The following is a 26,098-nucleotide window of genomic DNA, read 5'->3' as shown; positions in this document are numbered from 1 at the left end:
TCGTCCAATAAGCAATTTTGGGGCATCCGATGATAGCCCATTTTTTCAAAATAAAAACCTTTCAAGCTCTCCTTCGCGCCTGCTTTTCTTTTTTCTTGGCAATAGTTATGCACTTTAGGTATTTGCCGTGCATAAAATGACTATGAAAAAAGAGGAGGTAAAATATATCATGACTTTTCTTGATAAAGAATATAGAGAAATCATTACGAAAGCAGTATGTGGTAAAGGCAGAAAATTCACAAAAGATACCCATACAATAACTCCAAGCCATCGTCCGACAAGTATTCTTGGGTGCTGGGTGATCAATCATTTATATCACGCGAAGAAGAAGTCTGAGGATACTGTCATTATCAGTGGCAGTTATGATATTAATGTATGGTATTCTTACAATGATAATACGAAAACAGAGGTTATCACAGAAAGGGTGGAATACACAGATGTAGTTCCGTTATCTGTTAAGGACGATAATTGTATCAATGATGAATACGATATTATCGCAAAGGTACTTCAGCAGCCTAATTGTTTAGAGTGCATGATTTCAGATAAGGGCGGCAGTATTACCGTCGATATTGAACGTGAATTTGTCGTTCAAATTATTGGCGAAACCAAAATCTGTGTAAAAGTAAAACCTAACTGGAAGAGCGATGACGAAGAAGATGATTTTATGTGGGACTATGAAATGACTGATGATGAGGCAGAGGATATCAGACCGGACTTTATCCATCACAAACACAAAGATTAACATGAAACGAGGGTAGCCATACTCTCGTTTTCTTTTACACCCTAAGGAAATGATAAAAACGAAGCATTCCTTTCTTTTTTAGTGAATGTTTCGTTTTTCTAAGAACAGGATAGGACAAGAATCGGGGAGATTATGCTATAATGGAGTTCGATTCCATTTAAAGATACGTGAAAAAATAGATAATTTAGCAAGCTGGAGGAACTATTTCATGACAAAATTAACACCAATGATGCAGCAATACATAGACATTAAGTCGCAATATAAGGATGCTTTTTTATTTTATCGGCTCGGAGATTTTTATGAGTTATTTTATGAGGATGCCACAAAGGCTGCGCAGGAATTAGAAATTACCTTAACGAAGCGAGCCGGGGGCAATGATCCGATTCCGATGTGCGGTGTTCCTTATCATTCTGCAGAAAATTATATCAAGGTATTAATCGATAAAGGGTACAAGGTAGCCATCTGTGAGCAAGTTGAGGATCCGAAGACAGCGAAGGGCGTGGTCAAACGGGAGGTTGTCCAAATGATCACCCCGGGTACGGTGATGGAAAGTAATATGCTTGTGGAAGGTGAAAACAATTATATCGGCAGCCTGTCTCATTTTGGAGATGGTTCCTTTGTCATTGCGTATAATGATTTATCAACTGGAGAGAGCCGCCTGGCTTTAATGCAGGATGGCTGGGACAGTGTGATTCATGAATTTTATCATCAGCCGGTAAAGGAAATCGTGATTTCCTCTTCTTTGCCTGAAGAATTGCAAGCGCAGCTCAAGGAGCGGCTGCAGGTTACATTATCCTATCAGGATGAAGTGAATTTTAATGCGGAATTTCGTGAGCTGAGCGAGAATTTAAATGATGAACGTCTGATGGAGGCCTTCAGCAGATTATTGAATTATATCCAGAACACACAGAAGCGTTCCTTAGATCATCTGCAGCCGGCAGAAGTGATTGAGCTCAAGCAATATATGAGCCTGGATATGTATTCCAAACGCAATTTAGAGCTGACAGAGTCGATTATGAAAAAATCAAAGCACGGCAGCTTATTATGGGTTTTGGACAAAACGGTAACCGCGATGGGCGCAAGAATGCTGAAAAAATGGCTGGAGCGGCCGCTGTTAAATCAAGTTAAAATAAATCAGCGGTTAGAAGTCGTCGAGACCTTTCTGAATGCTTTTATGGAACGGGAAAACCTGCGGGAAAGCTTAAAGTCGGTTTATGACTTAGAACGCTTATCCGGAAGAATTGCATTTGGGAACGTCAACGCAAGAGACTTAATCCAGTTAAAACAGTCCCTCCAGAATATACCGGCGATAAAGGAGGCGCTCAATGCGCTTCATGTCTCTGAAGTGAGCGAGCTGGCAGACGCTTTGATTTACCCTGATCATATTGTTGAATTGCTGGAAAACAGCTTAGTCGAAGAACCGCCGCTTTCTATTAAAGAAGGGGCTTTGATAAAAGAAGGCTATCATGAAGAATTAGATAAATACCGCGATGCGTCTAAAAACGGAAAACAATGGATTGCATCCCTGGAGAAAAAAGAGCGGGAAGTAACTGGAATCAAGTCGCTGAAAATAGGATATAACCGTGTGTTTGGCTATTATATTGAAGTGACGAGACCTAACCTGCCTTTATTACAAGATGACCGCTATGAACGGAAGCAGACGCTTACCAATGCAGAACGCTTTATCACACCGGAGCTGAAAGAAAAAGAAACACTTATCTTAGAAGCAGATGAAAAAAGCGTAGAGCTGGAGTATGATTTATTTATTAAAATCAGAGAGCAGATAAAGCAGGATATTCCATTAATTCAGCAGCTCGCGCAAATTATCAGTGAAATAGATGTATTGCAGGGCTTTGCGACAATCAGTGAAGAAAATAACTATAAACGTCCGGCTTTCCAGGAAGGTGTCTTCTCTGTAGAGGGAGGACGGCACCCCGTTGTCGAGCAGGTGATGAAGACCGGAACCTTTGTACCAAATGATGTACAGCTGGATGCTGACAACCAGATGCTGCTTATTACCGGCCCGAATATGTCTGGTAAAAGTACCTATATGCGTCAAGTAGCATTAATCGCTATCATGGGACAGACTGGCTGCTTTATACCAGCTGAATCAGGAATCTTGCCTGTTTTTGATCAAATTTTTACACGGATCGGTGCAGCGGATGATCTAGTTTCTGGACAGAGTACCTTTATGGTAGAGATGCTGGAAGCCAGGCATGCGATTCAAAATGCTACCGCCAACAGTCTGATTTTATTAGATGAAATAGGACGAGGAACAAGTACGTACGATGGCATGGCCTTGGCTCAGGCGATTGTAGAGTATATCCATAACCATATTCACGCCAAAACCCTTTTTTCCACGCATTATCATGAGCTGACAGCACTGGAGGATTCCTTAGAGCATTTAAAAAATATTCATGTCCGTGCGGAAGAGCATGAAGGAAATGTTGTTTTTCTTCATCAAATCAAAGAAGGAGCAGCAGACCAGAGCTATGGAATTCATGTTGCTAAATTGGCCGATTTGCCGGACGAATTAATCAATCGTGCTTCTGTTATTCTGGAAAGCTTTGAAAATAATGATTCCAAAGAAGCGCAGAAAGAAGAAGCTCCTTCTCTTGAACCAGAAGAGGCCCAGTCAGCCCAATTATCCTTCTTTGCAGAGGAGAACAGCAAAGAAAATAAACCCGCGAAGTTAACTAATAAAGACAATGCAGCTTTAGAGGAGCTCAAAAGCTTAAATATATTAGAGATGAACCCGTTAGAAGCTATGAATGAATTATATCGCCTGCAGAAGAAATTAAAGTAACACGTAGTAGAGGAAGTTCAAAAGTCACTAAATGATAAGCTGCGAATCTCATCGTTGACGTGATTTTCCCAATGGGACTGGGACTGCGATTACTCGCCCCATCAAAACCGTTGCTAGAATTAGCTTTATTTTTTGTAAGAAAGCTAATGAAACATATTTCTTCTTAGATGGGAGCGGATGTTGTCGACTCCTGCGGGAAAAGCAACAGGTGAAGGCCCCGCAGGAAGCGGTTTTCTTCCGAGGAGACTGAGCCGTTGCCCGCGGAAAGCGACTTTCCGTAGCGGACATCTCTTTGGCAAGAACACCGAGATTTTAAAGACCAAGTGGTGTTCTTGGTCTTTCTTACACGCATTTAGAGGAAGGTGATAACATGCCAATTCAACAAATGCCGGATAGTCTGGCAAATAAAATCGCAGCAGGAGAGGTGGTAGAACGTCCTGCTTCGGTAGTTAAGGAAATCATTGAAAATAGTATCGATGCAGGTGCCACCTGGATACGCATCGATGTACACGAAGCCGGATTATCGGAAATACGTATTGTCGATAATGGGTCTGGTATTGCTGCAGAGGATGTGGAGAAGGCCTTTTTGCCGCATGCGACCAGTAAAATAAGCACAGAGACCGATTTATTCCACGTGACGACACTGGGGTTTCGCGGAGAGGCGCTGGCGAGTATAGCTTCTGTCAGCAGACTTTCTATCCAGACCTCTCAAGGAGACGCTGCCGGAGTATCGCTTGAATTAGAAGGCGGAGAAGTTGTCAAAAGAGGCAAGAGCGATGCCCGCCAAGGTACGGAGATTGTTGTCAGTGATTTATTCTATAATACACCGGCACGGTTGAAATATATGAAAAGCCTTCATACCGAGCTGGGACATATATCAGATGTTTTGAACCGGATGGCATTAGCGCATCCGGAAATTCGGTTTGAAGCAACGCATAATGGCAAAGGGCTCCTAAAAACTTCAGGCAATGATGACATGCTGCAGGTCATTTCGCAAGTGTATGGAATGAGTGTGGCCAAGCAAATGTCCCCAGTTGAACATAAGACGCTGGATTTTACGATTACCGGCTACATTGCGAAGCCGGAGGTGACAAGAGCATCCAGAAACTATATGTCAACGATTATTAATGGCCGATTTGTCCGCAACATTGCCCTGAATAAAGCAATTATTGAAGGATATCATACGCTGCTGCCGATCAGCCGTTCTCCAATTGTTGTTCTTTCTATTGAAATGGATTCGATTCTGGTCGATGTGAATGTCCACCCTGCTAAGCTGGAGGTCCGGTTCAGTAAAGAAAAAGAGCTGTATGCAGCAGTCAAAGATATGATCCAGGCTCATTTTCGGAAAATGACACTTATTCCGGAAGTAACGAAAAAGCCGGAGCCGAAGCAAAAATCAGAACAGCACGCGTTTCAATTTGAAACAGAGTCTGCTCCTCCATTTCAGGAGAAAGAGAAAAAAATAGAAGCGGAAAAACCATCTGATGCTGTTATCAGAGAAGACAATCGGTATCAGGAGGAAGAACCCGCCTTTCTTCGTGAAGAGAACACCCATATTGAAGTTCAAAGGCGCGAACAGGAATCAGCACCTGCCCCAGAAGGAAAAGTCTCTGAGGAGCTTATAATAGACACTCCCGTTCCTCCGATAGAAAAAGCATCCGAGCAGGTTCAGCCTCGGGTCCCAATGATGTATCCAATCGGGCAGCTGCAGGGAACCTATATTATGGCACAAAATGAAAATGGCCTGTATATGGTGGATCAGCATGCAGCACAGGAGCGGGTGAAATATGAATTCTTTAAGCAAAAGCTCGGTAAACCAATTAATGAGTCACAGGAGCTTTTAATACCGTTAACCTTTGATTTTTCTAAAAAAGAGGCTATCTTTATTGAAGAAGCAAAGGATACGTTAGAAAAAGCCGGATTATTTTTTGAACCGTTTGGTCACCAAACCTATGTTATACGTTCTCATCCAACCTGGTTTCCAGCCGGACTGGAAGAAGAAATTATCCGGGAAATGGTGGATCAGTTTATTCAGGAAGCAACGGTGAATGTAGAAAAAATACGGGAAGAAGCAGCGATATTAATGTCTTGTAAACGGTCGATCAAAGCAAATCATTATTTAACCAGCGAAGAAATGTTCCAGCTGCTCGAAGACTTACGAAGTACCACCGATCCTTTTACCTGTCCACATGGAAGACCGATTATTGTTCATTTCTCTACCTATGAATTAGAAAAGATGTTTAAGCGTATTATGTAGAATGGAAGCAAAAAAATAATGAAGTTGAGGAATAAATAAATGAAGAAAAAAGTAGTTTCTATCGTAGGACCAACAGCAGTCGGAAAGACAGCATTAGGAATTGCTGCTGCAAAAAAGTTCCGGGGGGAAATTATCAGCGGAGATTCCACACAGGTATATAAGGGGATGGATATCGGTACAGCTAAGGTAACACCGGAAGAAACGGAAGGCATCCCTCATCATATGATTGATATTATTAAGCCGGATCAGCCATTTTCTGTCGCCGATTTTCAGGAGCACGTGAAATATCATATTGAAGCAATCCACGAACGGGGCAACCTTCCAATCATTGTTGGCGGGAGCGGCTTGTATATCCAATCTGTGCTGTTTGATTATCATTTTTCCGATCAGCGCCGTGATGAGGAGCTAACGAAAAAGTTATTTCAGCAGATTGAAGAAGAAGGCCCGGATAACCTGTATGAGCGCCTGAAGCAGGTGGACCCGGAGCAGGCCAAAAAAGTTCATCCGAATAATCACAGGCGTCTTGTCCGCGCCTTAGAGGTCTATGAGCTGACCGGACTGACAATGTCGGAGTATCAGAAAGAGCAGAAGCCAGAATCCCCTTATAAACCATATATTATCGGATTAGATATGGAACGGACCGTATTATATGAACGGATTAACCGCCGGGTGGATAACATGATAGAAGCTGGATTAGCCGAGGAAGTCGAGTCTCTTATAGCGAAAGGGTATAAGGACTGTCAGTCAATGCATGCGATTGGCTATAAGGAGATAGCAGCTTATTTAGATAACCGCTTCTCACAAGCAGACGCTGTCAACGCGATTAAACAAAACTCACGCAAATATGCGAAAAGGCAGCTCACATGGTTTCGGAATAAGCTGGATGTAAATTGGTATCAGCTCACGGAGAAGGAAGCTGCACAACAAATGAAATTAATTTTAAATGATTTAGCAGGATTTTTAGAATCATAAATCGAATAAAGATGTATAGATAGAAAAGAGGAGGAACTTATTTTATGGCTCAATCCGTTAATATTCAAGATCAATATTTAAATCAATTGCGAAAAAATCATGTTTTTGTCACTGTTTTTTTAACCAACGGCTTTCAATTAAGAGGGACGGTCAAAGCGTTTGATAACTTTACGGTGCTGTTGGAAACAGACGGCAAGCAACAGCTTATTTTTAAACACGCTATTTCTACATTCTCTCCATCGAAGAATGTGGAAATTGAAAAAGAATAGAGGATGTGAGGAGAGGAGCTTGGTTGAGCTTCTCTCTTTTTGATATGGGGAACAGGTTAGGATTATACGTGATACACGAATAAGCCTCTCTTGGAAGTTAATCAAAAAGAGAGGCTTAAGGCTTCACTTCATTTTGTTTACTTACCAGCCAACATATTTCATTAAATATAAATTGGATTCTTTTTAATCACACAATCATAAGGAAGGATGCTCATTCCGGTAATACTCATGAAATATCTTCATCAACGCTCTTTTTTCAATCCGGGAAACATAGCTTCTGGAGATGTTTAACTTCTTTGCAATTTCGCGTTGAGTCATTTCATCCTGATCATTTAATCCGTAACGATACACAATTACTTCCCGCTCGCGACTGTCTAAGATAGAAAAATACTGTTCAATCTTTGAAATTTCCATATTTAATTGGATATACTCAATTACATTTTCATTTTCAGCTTCTAATATATCAATTAAGCTGATTTCATTTCCTTCTTTATCTTGCCCGATTGGATCATGCAGGGAGACGTCTTTTTTGACTTTCTTAAGTGCTCTTAAATGCATCAGTATTTCATTTTCCACACAGCGGGCGGCATAGGTGGCCAGTTTGGTACCTTTTCCTGTAGAAAAGCTTTCGACTCCTTTGATTAAGCCGATGGTTCCGATAGAAATTAAATCTTCCATATCCTCTCCGGTATTTTCAAATTTCTTGACCAGATGGGCTACGAGACGGAGATTATGTTCAATCAGTTTGTTTCTGGCTTCTTCATCTCCTTCCTGCATCAATTGGATGTATTTTGCTTCTTCCTTAGGGGATAGTGGCTGGGGGAAAGACTGGTTCTTGACATACGAGACGAAAAATAAAGCTTCCTTAATAAACAGTCCAAGTGCAGATAATATCATGGACAAATCCCATCACCTCCAAGAGTAAGCATCTTTCAACCTTCTAGGTAATTGCCTATAGCCTATTCTTATGTGCGGAAGAAGAAAAACGTGTCTGTCCATACAGAATGGAAAAGCTAAAAAGGAGAAAATAATTATATTTCCCTCGCCAATTCGAGATTTTTATAAGGGAGCGATCTATATAAAAAGCTCCGATTTCTCTTGATAACAGGAGAAATCGGAGCTTTTATTTCATTTAATTTGATTGGTTTTGATCTGTATCGTACATTTCTTTTAAATCATCGGTTATTGTATTTTTATCGAGTTTTATTCCATTCCGGTAAGCTGATCTTGTAACCATCAGGCTGGCTACCGGAGCTGTCAGGAATAAGAACAGAATAGCTAATAATATTTTTGCGTTCATCTCGCCCTGGGTTAAAAAGTGGATAAATACAGCCAGCATGATAAAAATAACACCTAACGTTGCGCTTTTACCGGAAGCGTGTGCACGGCTATAGACATCCTTTAACCGGAGTATACCGATGGCGCTTACTACGGCAAAAAATACCCCAATGACAACAAAGATGGCTACAATTCCTTCAATCATCGCGGTCAATGACAACACCTCTTTCCAGGAATTTTGAAAGGGTCAAGGTCCCGACAAATCCCAAAATAGTCAGTACGAGAACAATGTCAGAGAACACGGATGTGTCTTGTAAAATCATCAGTATCCCGATAAATCCGACAAGCAAAACACCAATAGCATCCAACGCCAGAATTCTATCCTGTGTAGACGGACCGATCATAACACGGATAAACAATAAAACGAGGGCGACGGAAAGTGCACTCAATGCAACAATCAAAATTGTATCAAACATTATTTCGTCACCTCCATAATTGCTTTTTCAAAAGAGTCCTGGATATCCTTAATCATAATTTCTTTATCCGGCACATCAATCGAATGGACATAAATGGTTTTGCTGTCATCTGAGAAATCCATGGAAATCGTTCCAGGAGTCAAGGTGATTAATGCTGCCAGCATAGAGATTTCAAAATCTGATTCTAAACATGTTCTGACAGCAACAATTCCAGGCTGATGATCTTGCTTTGGATTAAGCACTACTTTCACAACATCAATATTTGCCTTGATTAATTCAATCATAAACAAATAAATTAATTTCATAATCGCCCAGACCTTTTTTAAATAAAAATCAAACTTTAGGAAACGGCGTATGATAAATAAAATTAAAATCCCAATGAAATAACCGGAAAGAAAACTTACGAATGTATACTCATTTTGTAAAAACATCCAGAGTATCGCGAGCAAAACGTTTATTAATATTTGAAAAGGCATAGCAACTACTCCTTCAGCACAGATTCAATATAATTTGTAGGATTCATAATATCTTCTGCAACTTCCATCGAATAGGTGAAAATTGGTTCCGCTGCAAATCCTAAAATAATGGTAAGTGCAACAAGCGGTAAGATCGGCAGTAACAGTTTTCCTACGGGAATCTTTGCTTGTGCCTCTGTATGCTTCTGCTTGCCCCAAAAAGCGTAACTGAAAATTTTCATCATAGAAAATAAGGTCAGAAGCCCAACCAGGAGCGCTACCGCAGAAATGACATACTGTTGTTCCTCAAAGCCCGCTAATATTATCGGGAACTTACTGAAGAACCCGCTTAACGGCGGAATACCTGCTAAGGAAATGGCAGTGATAAAGAACAGCCAGGCAAGCCAAGGATGGGTTCCAATCAATCCACCCATTTTCTTTAAATCGGTTGTTCCCGTAATTTTCTGTGTTGCTCCAGCAAATAAGAAAAGTGCTGTTTTTACAATCATGTGATGCGCAATATAGTAAATGGCGCCGGCAACAGCCAAAGGAGTAAAGATACCAAGCCCCATCACCATATAGCCGACCTGGCTGATAATATGATAGGAGAGAATCCGCTTGAAATCAAATTGCGATACAGCTCCAAGAACTCCGAATAACATGGTAAAACCGGCAACCGTAACAATTAATCCTTTGTGCGTAAAGCCTGTATCATGATTAAAAATAACAGTAAATGTACGGATAATCGCATAAATACCTACTTTGGTCAACAGGCCCCCGAATAAGGCTGCTATAGCAGCAGGAGGACCGTAATAGGATTTCGGAAGCCAAAAATAAAGTGGGAATAAGGCTCCTTTAGAAGCAAAAACAATAAACAGCATAATAGCTACTATATTGAGTGCGCCAGTCTGATCTAATTCCGAAACACGCTGGGCGATATGCGCCATATTCATTGTTCCGGTAATAGAATAAATCCACGCTATCCCTACAATAAAGAGGGCGGATGCAAAAATGTTGATGATTACATACTTAAAGGACTCTCTTAACTGATAGCCTGTCCCTCCATGAACAATCAATCCATAAGAGGCAATCAACATTACTTCAAAGAATACAAATAGATTAAATAGATCGCCTGTTAAAAAAGAACCGTTGACCCCAATCATTAAGAAAAGATAAAGTGGGTAGAAAAACTGCTTTTCACGGTCTCTTGCGATTGTCTGGAAAGCAAAGAACAAACAGACGGTACCTACTAAAGTAGATAGAAGCAGCATCAGTGTTGAAAGTAAATCTGCAACAATAACAATTCCAAAAGGTGCCTCCCAGTCGCCGACTTCCAATACGAGCGTTCCATGCTGGTACACATAAATGGCTAAGTAAACGGAAAGTGCCAGTAAAGCAAGCATTGTAATTCCGCTTATCACACGCTGTATCGTGTGTCGTTTGTATAAAAGTATAAGTATAGCGCCGATTATAAAAGGTATAATAACCGGCAGAATAATTACATTACTCATCAGCAGAACCCCTTAATTCTTCTAAATCGTCTGTTTTATGCACTTTATAGGTTCGATAAGACATAACTAACAATAAAGCAGTAACAGCAAAAGCAATAACGATGGCTGTCAGTACCAGCGCCTGAGGCAGCGGATCTGTATATGCTTCTGCTTCAAAACTTAAAACAGGAGCAGCACCGCGCTGCAGCCCGGACATCGTTAATAATAAAAGATGCACGGCGTGAGAAAGTAATAATGTAGCTGCAACAACGCGGAGCAGGTCTTTAGACATAAACAGATAAATTGTTACGCTAAAAACAATTCCTATGACAATTGACATTAATAGTTCCATTATTTATCATCCTCCGCAATCGTCAGAATAATTGCAAGTGCACTGGCCAGTACAACAAAGTAAACACCTAAATCAAAAGGCAGTGCGGTGGTCAATTCAACTTCTCCCAGGATTGGCAGTCTAAAATAGTCAAAGAATTGTTTTAGATAAGGAAAACCAAAAACCATAGAGACCACACCTGTTACACTGGCAAAAAGTAACCCGATGCCGATTATTTTTATATAATCAAATCGAATGACCTTCTTAATGGAATTTAAGCCAAATGAGAGGTACAAAATAAGAATGGCACTTGCAGTCATTAGACCTCCAATAAATCCTCCGCCAGGGCTGTTATGACCTGCGAGCAGTAAATAGATAGAGAAGGAGAGGACAATCAAAATAATGAGCCTGGTCAATGTCTGCAGCATCATATTATTTGGTTTTTTCATCATACGTCCTCACTTCCTTTAAAACGTAATCGTATTAAACTGACAACAGTTAATACCGCTAAAGCGACAACAAGCACTTCCAGCATGGTATCAAGACCACGGAAATCCACCAGGATAACATTTACGATGTTATATCCTCCAGCTTCTTCCTTGGCATTTTCAGTATAGTACTCGGAAATCGAAGAATAATTTGCCTCTTGTCCCAATGAAAATGCAGATAGGGAACCAAGTGTAATCATCAGCCCAAATCCAATGGAAATGATTAATTTAACAGCCTTCAATTTTGGAGGTGTTTTTACCTTCTTCAATTTCGGCAAGTGATAAAAGACAAGCATAAACAAAATAACGGATACGGTTTCGATAAGCAGCTGCGTCAACGCTAAATCCGGAGCTCGGAACAGAACAAATAATAGAGCTACGATAAAGCCGCTGACACTTGTTGCGATAATTAATGCTACCCGATTATTAATAAACGGAATAACAATAACAGACCCGATAAATACTGCAATGACAAACCATACGTAAATTGGCACCGGTGATAAATCAAGCGATTGGATCGCCGGTAAATTATAACGGTACATCGTATAGGCCATTATCAATATGATAAATGTACACATATAGATGAAGTAATCTCTTAACCTGCCTGTCATCTGGATACGTGTTAGCCATTGAGACCCTTTTACTAAGCCGTCATATCCATAATCATAGGCGTAGTTGAACAAATCACGTTCCCCGCGGTAGAATGCGGTATTTTCCCATTTTTTAAAGGTCATAAATAAGATGACACCCAATACCACCACACCGATTGTCATCCATAACTCTGGTGCTAAAAAGCCATGCCAGTGAGTGATGTGTACATCAAAAAACTCTCCTGGAGAAAGAATGCCGGGTGCGATAGCTGCCATAGCAGGCTCGATAATGGAGTACGCTAACAGATTAGGGAAAAGCCCGAATACAACAACAAGAACAGCGAGTATGATAGGGCTGATCAGCATACCGATCGGAGCCTCATGCACATGTTGTACTTTTAGCTTACTGCTATCGAATTTACCCATGAATGTCTTCGAAAACATCAGGATACAATATAAGAAGGTAAATACGCTGGCAATCCAAGCAATAATCGGAATGATAAATCCAAATGTTTCTAAATGGAAAATACCGTATTCCGTCACATTCAGCATCCCTGTCAAAAACATCTCTTTACTTAAAAAACCATTAAATGGAGGCAATCCTGCCATCGAAGCCAGTCCAATAAGAGAAATGGTTGCTGTAATAGGCATAATAGTCATTAAACCGCCCAGTTTACGGATATCTCTTGTACCTGTCTCATGGTCAACGATTCCGGCTGCCATAAACAGACTTCCTTTAAAGGTTGCATGGTTAACCAGATGAAATACCGCTGCTAAGATGGCGGTCATGTATAACGCATTGTCCCCATCCTGAAAATAGAACGCAGCTGAGCCTGTCCCAAGTAAACTCATGATTAAACCGAGCTGACTTATGGTGGAAAAGGCCAGAATTCCTTTTAGATCCTTTTGCCGTACTGCTGAAATAGAACCCCATGTTAAGGTAACTAATCCGGCAATGGTAATAATCCAGAACCATTCTGGTGCACCTCCGAATACCCCGGTTAATCTGGCAACAAGATAAATTCCTGCTTTTACCATAGTTGCAGAGTGAAGATAAGCACTGACGGGTGTCGGCGCTTCCATTGCATCTGGAAGCCAGATGTGGAATGGAAATTGAGCCGACTTGGTAAATGCGCCTAGTAAAACCAGAATCATTGCCGGGATAAATAATCCGCTCGCCATAACAATGTCCGCATTTGCTATCAGCTCCCTGATACTGAATGTTCCGGCAATAACGTAAAGTAAAGAAAAACCAGCGAGCATGGATAATCCGCCGAAAACGGTGATATACATTGATTTTTGAGCACCATAAATAGATTTTTCTCTCGTATACCAGTAACTGATTAATAATGAAGAAGCGATACTTGTTACTTCCCAGAAAACATAAATAACAATTAAGTTATCGGAAAGAACGACTCCTAACATAGCACCCATAAACATTAAAAGATAGACATAGAAATTGTTTAACTTTTCTTTTCGTTTCGACAAATAGTAAATAGAGTAGAGAACAACGAGTGCTCCGATTCCTGTAATCAATAATGCGAAGAGCAGACTTAGACCGTCAACATATACGTTGAAGTTTATTCCGAGGGAAGGAACCCAGTCCAAATTATTTAAAATTGCTTCGCCAGATGATGTTCTAGGTATAAAAGATAGAAAATAAATGAATAGTACCAGAGGCAGAATCAAAACAAACCAGCCAGTATGTATTCTATTTAAATACTTATACAAGAATGGAATAAGTATGGCTGCGATAAACGGTGATAAAACAGCCCAGTGTAGTAACGTCAAAAGTAATTCCTCCTTTTACAAAAATAGCGAATTCCTTTTAACTGTAGAGCAAAATAAAATACTTTAAATATTCCTTCAGTTAAAAGTGTTCAAGTTCATTTCTAATGTTGAAAACAAAAAGCCTGCCTATTATGAATAAGAAATAGGGGTGGAAGCTTTCTTTTTACAGAGCACATAAAGGTTATTCGGTGTGATAATGAAGGGGGAATACCATGCTTTCTATTTGTTCTCCATCTCTTTACGGTTTTTTTGCACAAAGTTAGAGTGCTACATTTGATTATAACCTATTCAGAAGATGGATGCATACAAAAAGAATGTGATGATCAGGATGGAAAGCTTGTATTTTAAATAGGAAGAAACAAGGGAAAAAAGCGAAAAAAAAACTTCAATTTTTAAATTGAAGTTTGGGAAACAAGACAAAATTATACAGATTCTTTAATTTTATGAGATAGAGATCTTTTATGGATTTCTTCCTCAAACAAAGAAAGAAAATCAGGACTTAAGTTTAATGATATTGCTGTATAATATGATTCAAGTAATAGTTCGTCCGATAATGTTTCCACAATACAACCTCCTCAAGTGTCAGCATTTCTATTAAGTTAATAATAATTTAACACGTGTATCTTGTGTTAACAAGCTATAACTTATCTACATATAGTTGTATATAAGTTGTGTATAAGAAGGTGGGTAACCCTGCTTACTGTTGTTATTAAAACATTTTTATGTTGATAAAGTTATCCACAAAATCGAAAAATATCAGAATTTGTCGAACGATTTTCTAGAGATAGATGTATTTTTAGGGATCAGGCTGCATAGTTTCCGATCAACAAAAGAAAAAATTGGAAATCGCTGTCGATTAGGCGAACATTCCTAATGGAGGCAATAATTCTTTGAAACGCTAGTCAGTTGTAGTAGGATTAGGTATAATGTGATGTAGCATGAATACTCCCGCCACTTAATTTCATCTGAAATTTGAAGTGGGGGTTTCTGGGGTATCGACTTTACAAATGACGATTAAGCCCCAGTGGAGTTGACACATTGATGTGCTGAAAACATCCAACCCCGCTATCCCATTGGTCCTGCCTTTGGGATTACATTTCAGCCTGCTTGAGGTTCACAAGTTTGCCGCAGTGTAACTGGCTGGGACTGCGATTCGTCCCATCGAAGGGCTTTTGTAAGATTCCTACTTCAAGAATGGTGAGAACTCAAAATTCTAAGTAGGAGATCCAACAGCCAGTAACGACCCGATTCGTTCAACTAATATTCAGGGGGGGAAAGAACCCCTTGAATAAAGTTTCACTTTATGTGCCTTGGCTGATATGTTTGGCTTGAACATTTTATGTGACAAAGCAACGATTCTCGCCACAACCTTTTATTGGTTTAGTTTTCAAAGAACATCTTTCAAAAATATTATACCATGCAAACTTATGTTCGTAAATGTGGAAAAAGACGATTCAGTTCCTACCTACTTGGCTTCACTTTGTACATTCCGACGTACAAATGTTTTCGATGGGGTGAGTAATCGCAACCCCAGGACGTTGCGGCGTTAGCCTGCCTTGAGGTTGGGATTCCTTTCGCCTAATTATGATGGAGTTTCTTTATCTTGTATATGCGGCGGATTAAGTTAAATAACAATGTTTGTATAAGTAAAGTACTATAGTATGCAAGGAACAAATGTGTTAATTTATTGAAAATCTTGAGGTGTGTATATGTTTTCTAAATTTTTGCCTGATGAGCAAATTGATCAAATTTTTGACTTGAAACCAGAGAAATTAAGAGAAAAGGGAATCAAGGGGATTATCACGGATTTGGATAATACGCTTGTTGCATGGGATGTGAAAGATGCAACCCCTGATGTGATTACATGGTTTAAAACAATGGAAGAAAATGATATAAAAGTAACCATCATATCAAATAATAATCAAGAACGTGTCACCGTTTTTTCGGAGCCGCTTGGAACTCCCTTTGTATTTAGTGCCAGAAAGCCTTTGAGCAGAGCTTTTAAGACTGTTGCAAAGCAAATGGATTTGAAAAAAGAAGAAATTTTAGTCGTCGGTGACCAGGTGATGACGGATGTCCTCGGAGGCAATATGGCCGGATTCTATACTGTACTGGTCATACCTGTAGTGCAGACAGACGGAAAAATAACAAAGATTAACCGTTTTATGGAAAGAATAATTTTAAAAAGAATTAAGAACAAGGATAAGCATTATAAGGAGGAATAAGGTTTGGAGCAACATATTTGTCAAGGGTGCGGAAGTATTATTCAGACAGAGCATCCGAATGAAGCAGGATATGCGCCAGTCAGTGCATTAGAGAAGGACGTTATTTTATGTAAAAGATGTTTTCGTTTGAAGCATTATAATGAAATTCAGGATGTGTCGATAACGGATGCAGACTTTTTGAAAATGGTCAGTTCCATACGTGATAGAAATGGATTGATAGTGCATATCATCGATGTATTTGATGTGGATGGTACGCTATTAAGTAATTTGCCAAGAATCACGGGGGACAACCCGATTATTTTAGTTGGCAATAAGCTGGATTTATTGCCAAAATCAACAAATGAAAATAAGTTAAAACAGTGGCTGCGTCATGAAGCGAGCCAGCTGGGAATCAAAATAAAGGATGTTATATTGATTTCTTCTGTAAAAGGAAAAGGAATAGATGAGCTGAAGGAAAAAATAGAAGCGCATCGGTCTGGCAAGGATGTATTTATTGTTGGTGTTACGAATGTCGGGAAATCAACATTTATCAACCGTTTGATTAAGGAGTCAACAGGAGAAGAGGAGGCCATTACGACGTCTTACTTCCCGGGAACAACATTAGGATTTATCGAAATACCATTAGATGAAGATTCGTTTTTAGTAGATACACCGGGAATAGTTAATAAACAGCAGATGGCACATTATGTTTCTGAAAAAGAATTAAAAATGATAACACCCAAAAAAGAAATTAAGGCCAGGGTTTATCAATTGCAGGAACAGCAGACCCTATACATTGGCGGCTTAGTAAGGATGGATTTTATTAAAGGAGAGAAACAATCGTTTGTATGTTACTTCTCGAATGACTTAACGATTCACCGTACAAAACTGGAGAATGCGGATGAATTATACGAGAAGCATGCCGGGGAGCTGTTGTCTCCACCGTATAAAGAACAGTTGGAGAACTTCCCGCCGCTTACGGCACACAGCTTTAAAATGGAAAAAGGAAAAGTAGATATTGTTTTTCCGGGATTAGGCTGGATCAGTGTGCAGGGCGAGGGGGCTACGGTAGCAGCCCACAGTCCCAAAGGGGTTTCCGTAACCACTAGAAAATCCCTTTTATCCGGCCAGCAGTAAGCAGGTAAACTTCTGAGAGAACACAAAAATAATATCGGATCCAACTATTTATCATAGAGAGAAGAGAGACAGGAGGCGTACCGTTGAGTTTAAAATTGAAATTAATCGGTTATCCCATCAAGCATTCCTTATCACCTTGGATTCAGACTTCCTTTTTAGAGCGTTCCGGTCTGGAAGGTTCTTATAGATTGCATGAAATAGCAAGTAAGGAAATTTTTGGTGAGGAAATGAAGAAGTTGAGAGAAGAAGAAGTGAATGGATTTAATATTACGGTTCCTTATAAGCAAACAATTATTCCTTATCTGGATAGAATTGATATTACTGCGGAACGCGTGGGGGCAGTCAATACCGTTTCTTTGGAAGGAAATGAATGGGTCGGGTATAATACGGACGGAATTGGCTATGTGCAGGCATTGCGCGATAAGTTTCCTGATATGGACAGGAATATAGATGTTCCTATTTTAATACTCGGTGCCGGCGGAGCTGCACGAGGTATTTTCCATGGACTGATTCAGGCAGGCTATACGAATTTGACGCTTGCCAACCGGACGAAGTCAAAATGTGAAGATATTATGAAAGGAACCAGTGCTTCTGTTATCACGCTGGCAGAGGCTGAGAAAAACATTGCAGCATATGATGTTATTATTCAAACCAGCTCTGTTGGGATGGAGGAAGCAAAGCAAATCGTAGACCTGTCTAATTTAAAAGCAGGCACGATTGTCAGTGATATTGTATATCAGCCGCTTGTGACACAGTTTTTAAAGCAGGCAGCGGAAAAAGGCGGCCGGATTCATTATGGACATACGATGCTGCTTTATCAAGCACAGAAGGCATTTGAAATCTGGACCAACAAAAATGTCGACGTCACTGGAATGGATGAAGAGATGATAACCAAGATAAAAGGGGATAAAGCAGATGTTAACCAATAAACAAAAGCAATTTTTACGAAGTGAATCGCACCATATTAAGCCTATTTTCCAGGTTGGGAAAGATGGGGTAAATGAAAATATGGTCACACAAATCAGCGAAGCATTAGAGAAGAGAGAATTGATAAAGGTCAGTATTCTTCAAAATTGTGTAGAGGATAAACATGTTGTTGCTGAACAGATTTCTGCCGGCACGGAAGCAGAAGTGGTACAAATCATCGGCAATACGATTATTTTGTATAAAGAGTCAACGGACCATAAAGAAATTAAATTACCATAAACAGAGGCTGTTCATAAAACCGCCAGCGGTCATAATGGGACGAGTAATCCAAATGACGCTTCATGTTTGAAAGCATATTAATAATTTCAGAAGGTGAGTCTTTGAAAAAGATTGGAATTTTAGGCGGAACATTTAATCCGCCGCATATAGGACATTTATGGATTGCTGAAGAAGTAAGAATCCGAAAGCAATTGGATGAGATATGGTTCATTCCGACGCGGACACCACCTCATAAAGATACCGTCGTTTTGGATGCATCCCATCGCTTGCGGATGCTTCATTTGGCAATCAAGGATAATCCTTATTTTCAAGTAAACGCGCTAGAGCTTGAAAGAGAAGGGAAATCATACACTTATGACACGATAAAGGAACTGACGGCGGACTTTCCTAAGGCTGATTTCAGCTTTATTATCGGCGGGGATATGGTAGACTATCTGCCAAAATGGAATCGGGTAGAGGAACTAGTTCATATGGTTCGTTTTATAGGTGTATCGAGACCGGGATATACATTAGATACGCCTTATCCTGTGGAACGCTTGGAGATACATCCTTTGGATATTTCCTCTACCTTTATCAGAAATCGATTAGAAAAAGGGGAGAGAGTTCGTTATTTGCTTCCTGATGGTGTGATGAATTATATTAAGGAGAATCAGATTTATGAATATAGATAACCTGAAGGCAGATTTGAAGGAAAGACTGACGAAAGGAAGATATGAGCATACGTTGAGAGTAACTGATACAGCAGCAGAGCTTGCTGTAAACTTTCATGAATCCGTAGAAAATGCTACTATCGCTGCCTTATTTCATGATTACTGTAAATGTGATTCCTTAGAGGAAATGAAGCAAACCATTAAAACGAGCAGCGAACTTCCGGATTTGCTTCTTTCATTTCATCATGAATTATGGCATGGACCAGTTGCATCGGTCCGGATAGAAGAAAATTATGCGATTACGGATCAAGAGATAAAAGATGCTATTTACTTCCATACAACGGGAAGAGCGGATATGACAAAGCTGGATAAAATTATCTTTATCGCTGACTATATTGAGCCGTTCAGAAATTTCCCCGGGGTAGAGGAAGTGAGAGAGACAGCTAAGACAGATTTAACAAAAGCATGTTACCAGGCAGCAAAGAATACGGTTCGTTTCTTGATGGAAAGGGACAACACTGTATATCCTGACAGCTTTCATGCTTATAACGACTTAAATCAACACATTTTTGGAGGAATAAAAAAATGAATAATAAAGAATTAATACAAGTAGTTGCAGAAGCCTGCGATGATAAAAGAGCAGAAAATATTGTTGCCTTAGATATGAACGAAGTATCTTTAGTCGCTGATTATTTCGTGATTTGCCACGGAAGCAATGAACGGCAGGTACAAGCAATTGCCCGGGCAATCAAAGAAACTGCAGAAGAAAATGGAAAAGACATTAAAAGAATGGAAGGCTTTGAAGAAGCGCGATGGGTTCTTGTTGATGTCGGTGATATCGTTTGTCATGTTTTCCATAAGGATGAAAGATATTATTATAATTTAGAAAAATTATGGGGCGATGCGGACCGTATTGCGCTGAATATTACGCAGGAAGGGTAAGGAAAATGGTGTATCGAAAAATGGCTGCGGTCTATAATCGGCTGATGGATAATGTCCCATATGATGATTGGGTGGTTATGATTCAGCAAATGATAGCTCAGACAGAAAGACCAGTGCAGTCAATTATTGATTTAGGCTGTGGTACCGGAGTCATTACCCGGAAATTAGCTGCCGGAGGATATACAATGACGGGGGTAGACCAGTCCGGGGACATGCTGCATGAAGCGCAAAAGGATCTAGAACCTGCAGATGGTATCAGCTGGTTAGAAGCAGATATGACAAAGCTGGATGGTGTGGAGCAGCGTTATGACATGGCAATCAGCTGCTGTGATGTAATAAATTATGTAACAGACCTTCAAGCTGTAGAGCAAGCTTTTAAGAATGTTTATCAGTTGTTAGAACCAGACGGGATATTTTTCTTTGATGTCCATTCCATGCACACTGTAGAGGATATCTATATCGGCCAGACATTTTCCGATGTAATGGAGGAGGCGGCTTATATCTGGGAGTGTATCCCGGGAGAGGAAAAAGGAGAAATGTACCACCATGTTACCTTTTTCCATCAAGAAGAAGACCGCTTTATTCGTTTTCAAGAAGAACATCATCAACGGACATTTCCGATAGAAGTATATAAAAATATTTTAAAAAATATCGGTTTTAAGAAAATCCATATCTATGCTGATTTTTCATTAGAAGCAGATAATTGGGATGAACAATCAGAAAGGATTTTCTTTTTGGCTGAAAAATAAGCTGCAAAAGTGTATTTTAATCTATTTTCTGAGGAAAAGGAGATTATCTTTCTTTGTCGAAATACTAAGTAAGAGGGTACTATTTTGACAAAGAAGGAGGTAATACCTTTTGTATTGGTTAAAGAAAAATAGTTATATTTTTATTGTGATTGCTGCTGTTATTATTTTTTTTATATTTATCAGCAAAGAAGAACCGTCCAGCCCGTTATCCGCCTCATTAATATCTTCAGATTTGGAAGAACCAACAGAAGCCCCGCTTACTGAGGAAACTCCGGCAGAACAACAAGCACGAACAGCAGTGGTCGATGTAAAAGGAGAAGTGATGCAGCCGGGAGTATATGAAATGGAACAAGGTGACCGGATCAGGGATATTATTGACCGAGCTGACGGGTTTACCGAAAATGCAGATATTCTACAAGTGAATTTAGCACAGGTTGTTCAGGATGAGATGGTTGTCTTGATACCTGCTGTCGGCCAAGAAGAACCTGCAGTGAATGCTCCTGCGGGGGAGCAGACAAATAACAATAAGATAAAAATAAATACGGCTTCCAGTGAGGAGCTGACCCAGCTTCCTGGTATCGGACCTGCTAAAGCGGAAGCGATTATTGCCCATCGTGATAATCATGGATTGTTTCAAACACCAGAGGATTTATTAGAGATTTCTGGTATTGGAGAAAAAACACTGGAGACGCTGATCGAGCATATCCAAGTGCCGTAGAAAATAAGGGAAAGAGGGGATCATCATGGAGAGAATTGCTTGGGATCAATATTTTATGGCGCAGAGTCATCTACTAGCTTTAAGAAGTACGTGTACCCGCTTAATGGTAGGCGCTACGATTGTCCGGGATAAACGTATTATTGCCGGAGGTTATAATGGAAGCGTTTCTGGGGATGTACATTGTATCGATGAGGGCTGCTACGTCATTGATGGACATTGTGTACGGACGGTTCACGCGGAAGCAAACGCACTGCTGCAATGTGCGAAATTCGGAGTGCCGACAGACGGCGCTGATGTATATGTTACCCATTTTCCCTGTCTGCAATGCACAAAACAGCTGATTCAAAGCGGTATTAAAAATTTATTTTATGCAGAAGATTACAAGAATCACCCTTATGCAGTCCAGTTATTTGAAGAGGCTGGCGTGCAGACACAAAAAGTACCGTTGGTTGATGCTGTAGTGGATACAAAGTTTGAAGAAAAGACTGCTTTTATACATGCGCTGATGGAAAAATTGGATGCATCCAATTTGACGCCGGATGAAACAGAGACAATAAAAGCCGATGCAGAGCGGCTGTTTTTTAATGAAGAGAGAAAGCAGTGAGGGGATATTGGCATTTTCCTGCAATTGCCGCCGTGTCAGCCATTTTATATCATTTATTGGATATGAAATGGCTGCTCCTTCTTTTTATACTCTGGCTCATTTGGCTCAAGCTTCTGAAAAAAATGAATGTCACCGTTTGGCTGGTTACAGTGTTCAGCTTTATCACCTTTCTATCTATTATTCCCCAGACCGTCTATGAAGAAAGCTCGATAGATGCAGAAATTACCGGGAAAATCGAAGGAGAAGTAAAGCTTAGCTCCAAACAAATTCAATTCACCCTCCAACCTCTACAAAACTCCTCTAAACTTTTAGTTACGTATTTTCCTGAAAAGGATGAAGATTTTCGTGAAATTCCTCTTGAGCATGCTTTATTTCACGGCTCCACCTGCACCATTCAGCAAACAGTTGAAATTCCCCCTTCCAGTACAAATCCCGCACAATTTGATTTCCGTCAATTTTTACTGCAAAAACAAATTACCCATCAGGCTGTTTTAGAGGATTTTAATCAAATTAACTGTGCCGCTGAAAAAGGCATCCTTCCATTACTTTATAAGGTGAGGACAGAGCTGCTGAATGAAATGGAGGGTACTTGGAGTGATTATACTGCCCCGTGGATTAATGCTATCGTTTTTGGAGACACCTCAGCAATGGGAGAGCCTGTTACAGAGTTATTTCAGCGGTTTGGTCTCTCGCATATTATTGCTATCTCAGGCACCCATGTCACCTTGGTCATTGCTATTTTATATTTGATTTTAGTGAAAGGAAACCTGCTGACGAAAGAGAAAACACAGCTGTTTTTAATCCTGTTTCTTCCGCTTTACGCCATATTGGCTGGAGCGAATCCCCCTGTTCTCCGTGCTGCTTCAATGATGATTGGACTCCTTCTATTTCAAAAGTTTCGATGGAAACTGCCGTATTCCGATTTGCTGTGTATTATCTTTATGGTGTTTATTCTTTGGGATCCTTATATCATTTACCATATCGGATTTCAGTTTTCCTTCGCAGTAACCTTTTCCATACTTCTGTCTCAGGAATGGATCAGCAAGTCAAAATCACCTGTTTGGAAGATCTTTCAAGTGAGTTTTATTGCTCAAATGGCAATTCTTCCGCTCCAGATTTATTATTTCAATATCTTTCATCCGTTGTCTATTCTGATGAATCTGACAGTTATTCCTTATTTTACCTTCTTCGTCATCCCGCTTATGTACGTTTTTGCAGTTGTTCATTTTTTACCAGATAGTATGCTCGTCATATTGGATAAGCCTTTTACATTTATTCATGAAAGGGTTCTGGGAGCTATTGAATGGGTCGATAATACATTCGTTCCGTCTATGTATCTAGATCAGTTATCCATCTTCAGCGTCATGTTTTATTTTGCTTGTTTTTTCTTGTTTATGAAGTTTTTAGAGCGAAGACAGGAAAAAGCAGCTTGGATTGCAGGGGTTCTTTTAATCCTTCCAGTTTTAATGACGGCAGCCAAGCCGTATTTTCAGGAGGAAGGTATTGTGACCATGTTTGATATGGGGCAGGGGGATGCTATTTTAGTGGAAGCAGCAAGAAGAGAAGCAGTTGTTATGATCGATGCTGGCTCTGCTTTTCATTTTGAAGATATGGAACCGACCAGAGGAGTGTATAAAAATATTATTCGTGCTTATTTTCATCAGCGGGGGATTAAAGAACTGGATGCGATTATTGTTACACATGACGATGTCGATCACTTTGGGAGTGTCCGTTTTATTTTAGAAGAGGTAAGCGTAAAGGAATTAATGGTAAGCGCCTATTTTGATCCAGTGCTATTAGAAGAGTTCCAAGCAATTCAGCCATCATTAAATATAACGCAGATTGGATCAGGGGATGTACTGAACTTTCATGATGCTATTTCCTTTCAGGTATTGGCGCCGGATATAGATACGGGAAATTCAAATAACAATTCGATTGTTCTATATACAAATTTTGGCTTGAAATGGCTGTTTACTGGAGACATCAGCAAGAAGATTGAAGAAAAAATAATACATGATTATCCTGCACTGCAAATCGATATTTTAAAGGTGGCACACCATGGCAGTAAAACATCTACAGGAGAAGCATTTATAGAAGCGGTTCAGCCGCGTTTCGCTTTAATTTCAGCCGGGAGAAATAACCGTTATAATCATCCAAATGAAGAAGTATTGGACATATTAGAAAATAATGGAATTCAAGCGTACCGCACGGATGAGGATGGGGCGATTCAATTTTATTACACGGCGGAAGGAGGAACCTTTTCAACCTTTTTACCATAAAATAAAAATAAAAGAATAAACCTTACCGGACAACAAAAAAAGAAGAGATAGCATCCCTTCTTTTTGACCCTCTATCTCTTTTATTATTGACCAATTACGCTGATGGTAACGCCCACCGCAAAAATGATAAAGAAAAAGAGAAATGAAAAGGTAAATCCTTTAATGGAGTCTACAACATCGCTGCCTTTGTACTGCGGATCTTTTTCGAATTCGTTCAAGATATACCCCTCCTCTGCTCACTATTATAGTATAAATCATCCACATAAAAAAATCTACATTCTTTACATGATTCCTTCTTCTATATGGTAACAGCCAATTTTAGCAACAGTTGACATCTATAGTTTTTGCACAGAAGCGCAAATTATATATAAGCAAATATCGTTCTTAAAATTTGTTTCTAGAGCTTATTTTAAGGCGTTTAATATAGATGCTTCATAAAGGAAGGATGCAAAAGTCTTGCGGTTCTTCCTTTATTTTTTTGTTGCGTTTATGTCTGCTTCCTTATAGGATAAAAAGAGACGAGTTTATGCATGGAACATTCACATGCTCAGTATCGAAATAATGTCTAGATGGGAAGCGTAATATGCATGATGGACCAACTAAAAAAAATAAAAACTAATCAGATTCATCCGGTTTACTTTGCTTTTGGAACAGAATCCTTTTTTCTGGAACAATTAAAAGACCGGTTAGTAAAAACAGTTTTAGACGGAGATAAGACTAATTTATCCCTTTATGATTTAGAAGAAACCTCCATACAGGAAGTATTAGCAGATGCAGAAACATTTCCATTTTTCGGTGAACGCAAATTAATATTTGCCGCCAATGCTTCTTTTGTGAAAACAAAACCCGATAAAACACCGTTTGAACATGATTTAACGTATTTACAGGAGTATCTGCAAAATCCGCCTGAGTATTCGGTGTTATTGGTTATAGCGCCTTATGAAAAATTAGATGAGCGTAAAAAAGTAACAAAACAATTAAAGAAACTGGCGTCCCCCGTGGATTGTCAACAAGTAAAAGAAAAAGATGCAAGAAATTGGATTCAAAGTCTGATGAAGTCATATGAGATAGAAATTGAACAAGAGGCGATGGAAATATTGGAAGCAGAGGTCTCTAATAATATCCAGCTCCTGCAAAGCGAGATGGAAAAGCTGGCTCTTTATGTTGGAGAAAATGGGGTTGTTACAAAAGATATTGCACAGCAGTTAGTGTCACATACCCCGACCACTACGTCTATCGCACTTGTCGATGCAGTTATGAAAGGAAGTATTCAGGAAGCAATTCAAATTTATCAGGATTTAGAGAAAATGAACGAGGATCCAATTGCGATGATTGGACTGCTTGCTTACCAATTTCGTATGATTTTAAGAGTGAAGCAGCTGAAAAAGAAGGGGTATTCTCAATTTCAAATTCAGAAGCATATTGGCGCACATCCATATGTTATTAAAGTAGCAATGGCCAGAGAAGCTAAACTGCCCGAAGAGCGTCTGTCTTACATCCTTTGCCAGCTTGCAGAAACGGATGCCAAAATGAAGCAGGGACTGATGGAAAAAGGGCTGGCATTTGAATTACTGTTGATGGATTTAGTATAGTGAGCTGCGTTTCAAAAACATAATAAAAGGTGAAGTATTTACGGCAATTGTCCGTACTTACTTCACCTTTTA

Annotated in this window: 27 protein-coding genes; 17 read left to right on the top strand and 10 right to left on the bottom strand. The window is 39.7% G+C overall.

Annotation, left to right across the window (positions count from 1 at the left end; genetic code table 11):
• The first annotated feature begins 169 nt into the window (after positions 1 to 169).
• From MKY45_RS14800 to hfq, 5 genes are all read left to right on the top strand, one after another.
• Positions 170 to 742 carry an outer spore coat protein CotE gene (locus tag MKY45_RS14800; protein WP_042534905.1) on the top strand — a complete coding sequence of 191 codons (573 nt, stop codon included), beginning with the start codon at positions 170 to 172 and terminating at the stop codon, positions 740 to 742.
• Positions 743 to 950: 208 nt separating this feature from the next.
• On the top strand, positions 951 to 3,548 hold the full coding sequence (mutS, locus tag MKY45_RS14795; RefSeq protein ID WP_341173065.1) for a DNA mismatch repair protein MutS: 2,598 nt from the start codon (positions 951 to 953) through the stop codon (positions 3,546 to 3,548).
• Between the two features lie 370 nt (positions 3,549 to 3,918).
• Entirely contained in the window at positions 3,919 to 5,805 is a 1,887-nt protein-coding gene (gene mutL, locus MKY45_RS14790; RefSeq protein WP_341173064.1) for a DNA mismatch repair endonuclease MutL, read from the top strand.
• A gap of 39 nt (positions 5,806 to 5,844) precedes the next feature.
• Positions 5,845 to 6,777, top strand: coding sequence for a tRNA (adenosine(37)-N6)-dimethylallyltransferase MiaA (gene miaA, locus MKY45_RS14785; RefSeq protein WP_341173063.1), 933 nt, complete (start codon positions 5,845 to 5,847; stop codon positions 6,775 to 6,777).
• A 44-nt stretch (positions 6,778 to 6,821) separates the two neighbouring features.
• Positions 6,822 to 7,046: an RNA chaperone Hfq gene (gene hfq, locus MKY45_RS14780; RefSeq protein WP_042534897.1), complete on the top strand. Its 225-nt coding sequence runs from the start codon at positions 6,822 to 6,824 to the stop codon at positions 7,044 to 7,046.
• Between the two features lie 195 nt (positions 7,047 to 7,241).
• On the opposite strand, the gene sigK is transcribed toward hfq, so the two are convergent.
• From sigK to MKY45_RS14735, 9 genes are all read right to left on the bottom strand, one after another.
• Positions 7,242 to 7,949, bottom strand: coding sequence for an RNA polymerase sporulation sigma factor SigK (gene sigK / locus MKY45_RS14775; protein ID WP_339178089.1), 708 nt, complete (start codon positions 7,947 to 7,949; stop codon positions 7,242 to 7,244).
• A 229-nt stretch (positions 7,950 to 8,178) separates the two neighbouring features.
• Positions 8,179 to 8,529, bottom strand: coding sequence for a monovalent cation/H(+) antiporter subunit G (gene mnhG / locus MKY45_RS14770; RefSeq protein WP_339185259.1), 351 nt, complete (start codon positions 8,527 to 8,529; stop codon positions 8,179 to 8,181).
• Complete coding sequence (locus MKY45_RS14765; RefSeq protein ID WP_042534890.1) at positions 8,522 to 8,800, bottom strand: Na(+)/H(+) antiporter subunit F1; 279 nt, start codon at positions 8,798 to 8,800, stop codon at positions 8,522 to 8,524. Before MKY45_RS14765 ends, mnhG begins: the two co-directional genes overlap by 8 nt.
• On the bottom strand, positions 8,800 to 9,276 hold the full coding sequence (locus MKY45_RS14760; RefSeq protein WP_339178087.1) for a Na+/H+ antiporter subunit E: 477 nt from the start codon (positions 9,274 to 9,276) through the stop codon (positions 8,800 to 8,802). The genes MKY45_RS14765 and MKY45_RS14760 overlap by 1 nt, the downstream gene beginning before the upstream one ends.
• A 5-nt stretch (positions 9,277 to 9,281) precedes the next feature.
• A complete protein-coding gene (locus MKY45_RS14755) occupies positions 9,282 to 10,766 on the bottom strand; it encodes a Na+/H+ antiporter subunit D (protein WP_341173062.1) in 1,485 nt (494 codons plus the stop codon).
• Complete coding sequence (locus tag MKY45_RS14750) at positions 10,759 to 11,097, bottom strand: Na(+)/H(+) antiporter subunit C (RefSeq protein WP_212929077.1); 339 nt, start codon at positions 11,095 to 11,097, stop codon at positions 10,759 to 10,761. The genes MKY45_RS14755 and MKY45_RS14750 overlap by 8 nt, the downstream gene beginning before the upstream one ends.
• On the bottom strand, positions 11,097 to 11,528 hold the full coding sequence (locus MKY45_RS14745) for a Na(+)/H(+) antiporter subunit B (protein WP_379542619.1): 432 nt from the start codon (positions 11,526 to 11,528) through the stop codon (positions 11,097 to 11,099). The genes MKY45_RS14750 and MKY45_RS14745 overlap by 1 nt, the downstream gene beginning before the upstream one ends.
• Positions 11,525 to 13,945, bottom strand: a complete 2,421-nt coding sequence (locus tag MKY45_RS14740) for a Na+/H+ antiporter subunit A (RefSeq protein ID WP_212929078.1) — start codon at positions 13,943 to 13,945, stop codon at positions 11,525 to 11,527. Before MKY45_RS14740 ends, MKY45_RS14745 begins: the two co-directional genes overlap by 4 nt.
• A gap of 422 nt (positions 13,946 to 14,367) precedes the next feature.
• A complete protein-coding gene (locus tag MKY45_RS14735) occupies positions 14,368 to 14,508 on the bottom strand; it encodes a sporulation histidine kinase inhibitor Sda (RefSeq protein ID WP_193064671.1) in 141 nt (46 codons plus the stop codon).
• Between the two features lie 1,146 nt (positions 14,509 to 15,654).
• On the opposite strand from MKY45_RS14735, the gene MKY45_RS14730 reads away from it, so the two are divergent.
• From MKY45_RS14730 to MKY45_RS14680, 11 genes are all read left to right on the top strand, one after another.
• Positions 15,655 to 16,170 (top strand): YqeG family HAD IIIA-type phosphatase, encoded by a 516-nt coding sequence (locus MKY45_RS14730; RefSeq protein ID WP_341173061.1) that lies wholly within the window; start codon positions 15,655 to 15,657, stop codon positions 16,168 to 16,170.
• Between the two features lie 3 nt (positions 16,171 to 16,173).
• Entirely contained in the window at positions 16,174 to 17,286 is a 1,113-nt protein-coding gene (yqeH, locus tag MKY45_RS14725) for a ribosome biogenesis GTPase YqeH (protein WP_341173060.1), read from the top strand.
• Between the two features lie 83 nt (positions 17,287 to 17,369).
• A complete protein-coding gene (gene aroE / locus MKY45_RS14720) occupies positions 17,370 to 18,215 on the top strand; it encodes a shikimate dehydrogenase (protein ID WP_193064673.1) in 846 nt (281 codons plus the stop codon).
• Entirely contained in the window at positions 18,202 to 18,492 is a 291-nt protein-coding gene (gene yhbY / locus MKY45_RS14715; RefSeq protein ID WP_042534873.1) for a ribosome assembly RNA-binding protein YhbY, read from the top strand. Before aroE ends, yhbY begins: the two co-directional genes overlap by 14 nt.
• A gap of 101 nt (positions 18,493 to 18,593) precedes the next feature.
• The gene (locus MKY45_RS14710) at positions 18,594 to 19,163 is read left to right on the top strand and encodes a nicotinate-nucleotide adenylyltransferase (RefSeq protein ID WP_341173059.1); all 570 of its coding nucleotides are present in this window, start codon (positions 18,594 to 18,596) and stop codon (positions 19,161 to 19,163) included.
• Entirely contained in the window at positions 19,150 to 19,731 is a 582-nt protein-coding gene (yqeK, locus tag MKY45_RS14705) for a bis(5'-nucleosyl)-tetraphosphatase (symmetrical) YqeK (RefSeq protein WP_193064674.1), read from the top strand. The genes MKY45_RS14710 and yqeK overlap by 14 nt, the downstream gene beginning before the upstream one ends.
• Positions 19,728 to 20,084, top strand: coding sequence for a ribosome silencing factor (gene rsfS, locus MKY45_RS14700; RefSeq protein ID WP_042534866.1), 357 nt, complete (start codon positions 19,728 to 19,730; stop codon positions 20,082 to 20,084). The genes yqeK and rsfS overlap by 4 nt, the downstream gene beginning before the upstream one ends.
• Positions 20,085 to 20,089: 5 nt before the next feature.
• Positions 20,090 to 20,833, top strand: a complete 744-nt coding sequence (locus MKY45_RS14695) for a class I SAM-dependent DNA methyltransferase (RefSeq protein WP_341173058.1) — start codon at positions 20,090 to 20,092, stop codon at positions 20,831 to 20,833.
• A gap of 109 nt (positions 20,834 to 20,942) precedes the next feature.
• A complete protein-coding gene (locus tag MKY45_RS14690; protein ID WP_042534862.1) occupies positions 20,943 to 21,551 on the top strand; it encodes a helix-hairpin-helix domain-containing protein in 609 nt (202 codons plus the stop codon).
• Positions 21,552 to 21,576: 25 nt separating this feature from the next.
• Complete coding sequence (locus MKY45_RS14685) at positions 21,577 to 22,155, top strand: ComE operon protein 2 (protein ID WP_042534861.1); 579 nt, start codon at positions 21,577 to 21,579, stop codon at positions 22,153 to 22,155.
• A complete protein-coding gene (locus MKY45_RS14680; RefSeq protein ID WP_341173057.1) occupies positions 22,152 to 24,434 on the top strand; it encodes a DNA internalization-related competence protein ComEC/Rec2 in 2,283 nt (760 codons plus the stop codon). The genes MKY45_RS14685 and MKY45_RS14680 overlap by 4 nt, the downstream gene beginning before the upstream one ends.
• Positions 24,435 to 24,517: 83 nt before the next feature.
• Here MKY45_RS14680 and MKY45_RS14675 read toward each other — a convergent pair whose 3' ends face one another.
• Positions 24,518 to 24,652: a YqzM family protein gene (locus tag MKY45_RS14675; protein WP_040980284.1), complete on the bottom strand. Its 135-nt coding sequence runs from the start codon at positions 24,650 to 24,652 to the stop codon at positions 24,518 to 24,520.
• 369 nt (positions 24,653 to 25,021) lie between these two features.
• Here MKY45_RS14675 and holA point away from each other — a divergent pair, with 369 nt between their 5' ends.
• Positions 25,022 to 26,026: a DNA polymerase III subunit delta gene (gene holA, locus MKY45_RS14670; protein ID WP_256704826.1), complete on the top strand. Its 1,005-nt coding sequence runs from the start codon at positions 25,022 to 25,024 to the stop codon at positions 26,024 to 26,026.
• Positions 26,027 to 26,098: the final 72 nt, after the last annotated feature.

It is taken from the genome of Oceanobacillus sp. FSL K6-0251 (assembly GCF_038004725.1).
Classification (GTDB): Bacteria; Bacillota; Bacilli; order Bacillales; family Amphibacillaceae; genus Oceanobacillus; species Oceanobacillus oncorhynchi.
The sequence above is the reverse complement of the archived record's forward strand: the minus strand, read 5'-3'. Positions and strand labels throughout refer to the sequence as shown.

Coding starts and splice junctions, on each gene's coding strand:
- MKY45_RS14800 (WP_042534905.1), top strand. CDS start 170: ATGACTTTTCTTGATAAAGAATATAGAGAAATCATTACGAAAGCAGTA.
- mutS (WP_341173065.1), top strand. CDS start 951: ATGACAAAATTAACACCAATGATGCAGCAATACATAGACATTAAGTCG.
- mutL (WP_341173064.1), top strand. CDS start 3,919: ATGCCAATTCAACAAATGCCGGATAGTCTGGCAAATAAAATCGCAGCA.
- miaA (WP_341173063.1), top strand. CDS start 5,845: ATGAAGAAAAAAGTAGTTTCTATCGTAGGACCAACAGCAGTCGGAAAG.
- hfq (WP_042534897.1), top strand. CDS start 6,822: ATGGCTCAATCCGTTAATATTCAAGATCAATATTTAAATCAATTGCGA.
- mnhG (WP_339185259.1), bottom strand. CDS start 8,529: ATGATTGAAGGAATTGTAGCCATCTTTGTTGTCATTGGGGTATTTTTT.
- MKY45_RS14765 (WP_042534890.1), bottom strand. CDS start 8,800: ATGTTTGATACAATTTTGATTGTTGCATTGAGTGCACTTTCCGTCGCC.
- MKY45_RS14760 (WP_339178087.1), bottom strand. CDS start 9,276: ATGCCTTTTCAAATATTAATAAACGTTTTGCTCGCGATACTCTGGATG.
- MKY45_RS14755 (WP_341173062.1), bottom strand. CDS start 10,766: ATGAGTAATGTAATTATTCTGCCGGTTATTATACCTTTTATAATCGGC.
- MKY45_RS14750 (WP_212929077.1), bottom strand. CDS start 11,097: ATGGAACTATTAATGTCAATTGTCATAGGAATTGTTTTTAGCGTAACA.
- MKY45_RS14745 (WP_379542619.1), bottom strand. CDS start 11,528: ATGATGAAAAAACCAAATAATATGATGCTGCAGACATTGACCAGGCTC.
- MKY45_RS14730 (WP_341173061.1), top strand. CDS start 15,655: ATGTTTTCTAAATTTTTGCCTGATGAGCAAATTGATCAAATTTTTGAC.
- yhbY (WP_042534873.1), top strand. CDS start 18,202: ATGTTAACCAATAAACAAAAGCAATTTTTACGAAGTGAATCGCACCAT.
- yqeK (WP_193064674.1), top strand. CDS start 19,150: ATGAATATAGATAACCTGAAGGCAGATTTGAAGGAAAGACTGACGAAA.
- rsfS (WP_042534866.1), top strand. CDS start 19,728: ATGAATAATAAAGAATTAATACAAGTAGTTGCAGAAGCCTGCGATGAT.
- MKY45_RS14695 (WP_341173058.1), top strand. CDS start 20,090: ATGGTGTATCGAAAAATGGCTGCGGTCTATAATCGGCTGATGGATAAT.
- MKY45_RS14685 (WP_042534861.1), top strand. CDS start 21,577: ATGGAGAGAATTGCTTGGGATCAATATTTTATGGCGCAGAGTCATCTA.
- holA (WP_256704826.1), top strand. CDS start 25,022: ATGATGGACCAACTAAAAAAAATAAAAACTAATCAGATTCATCCGGTT.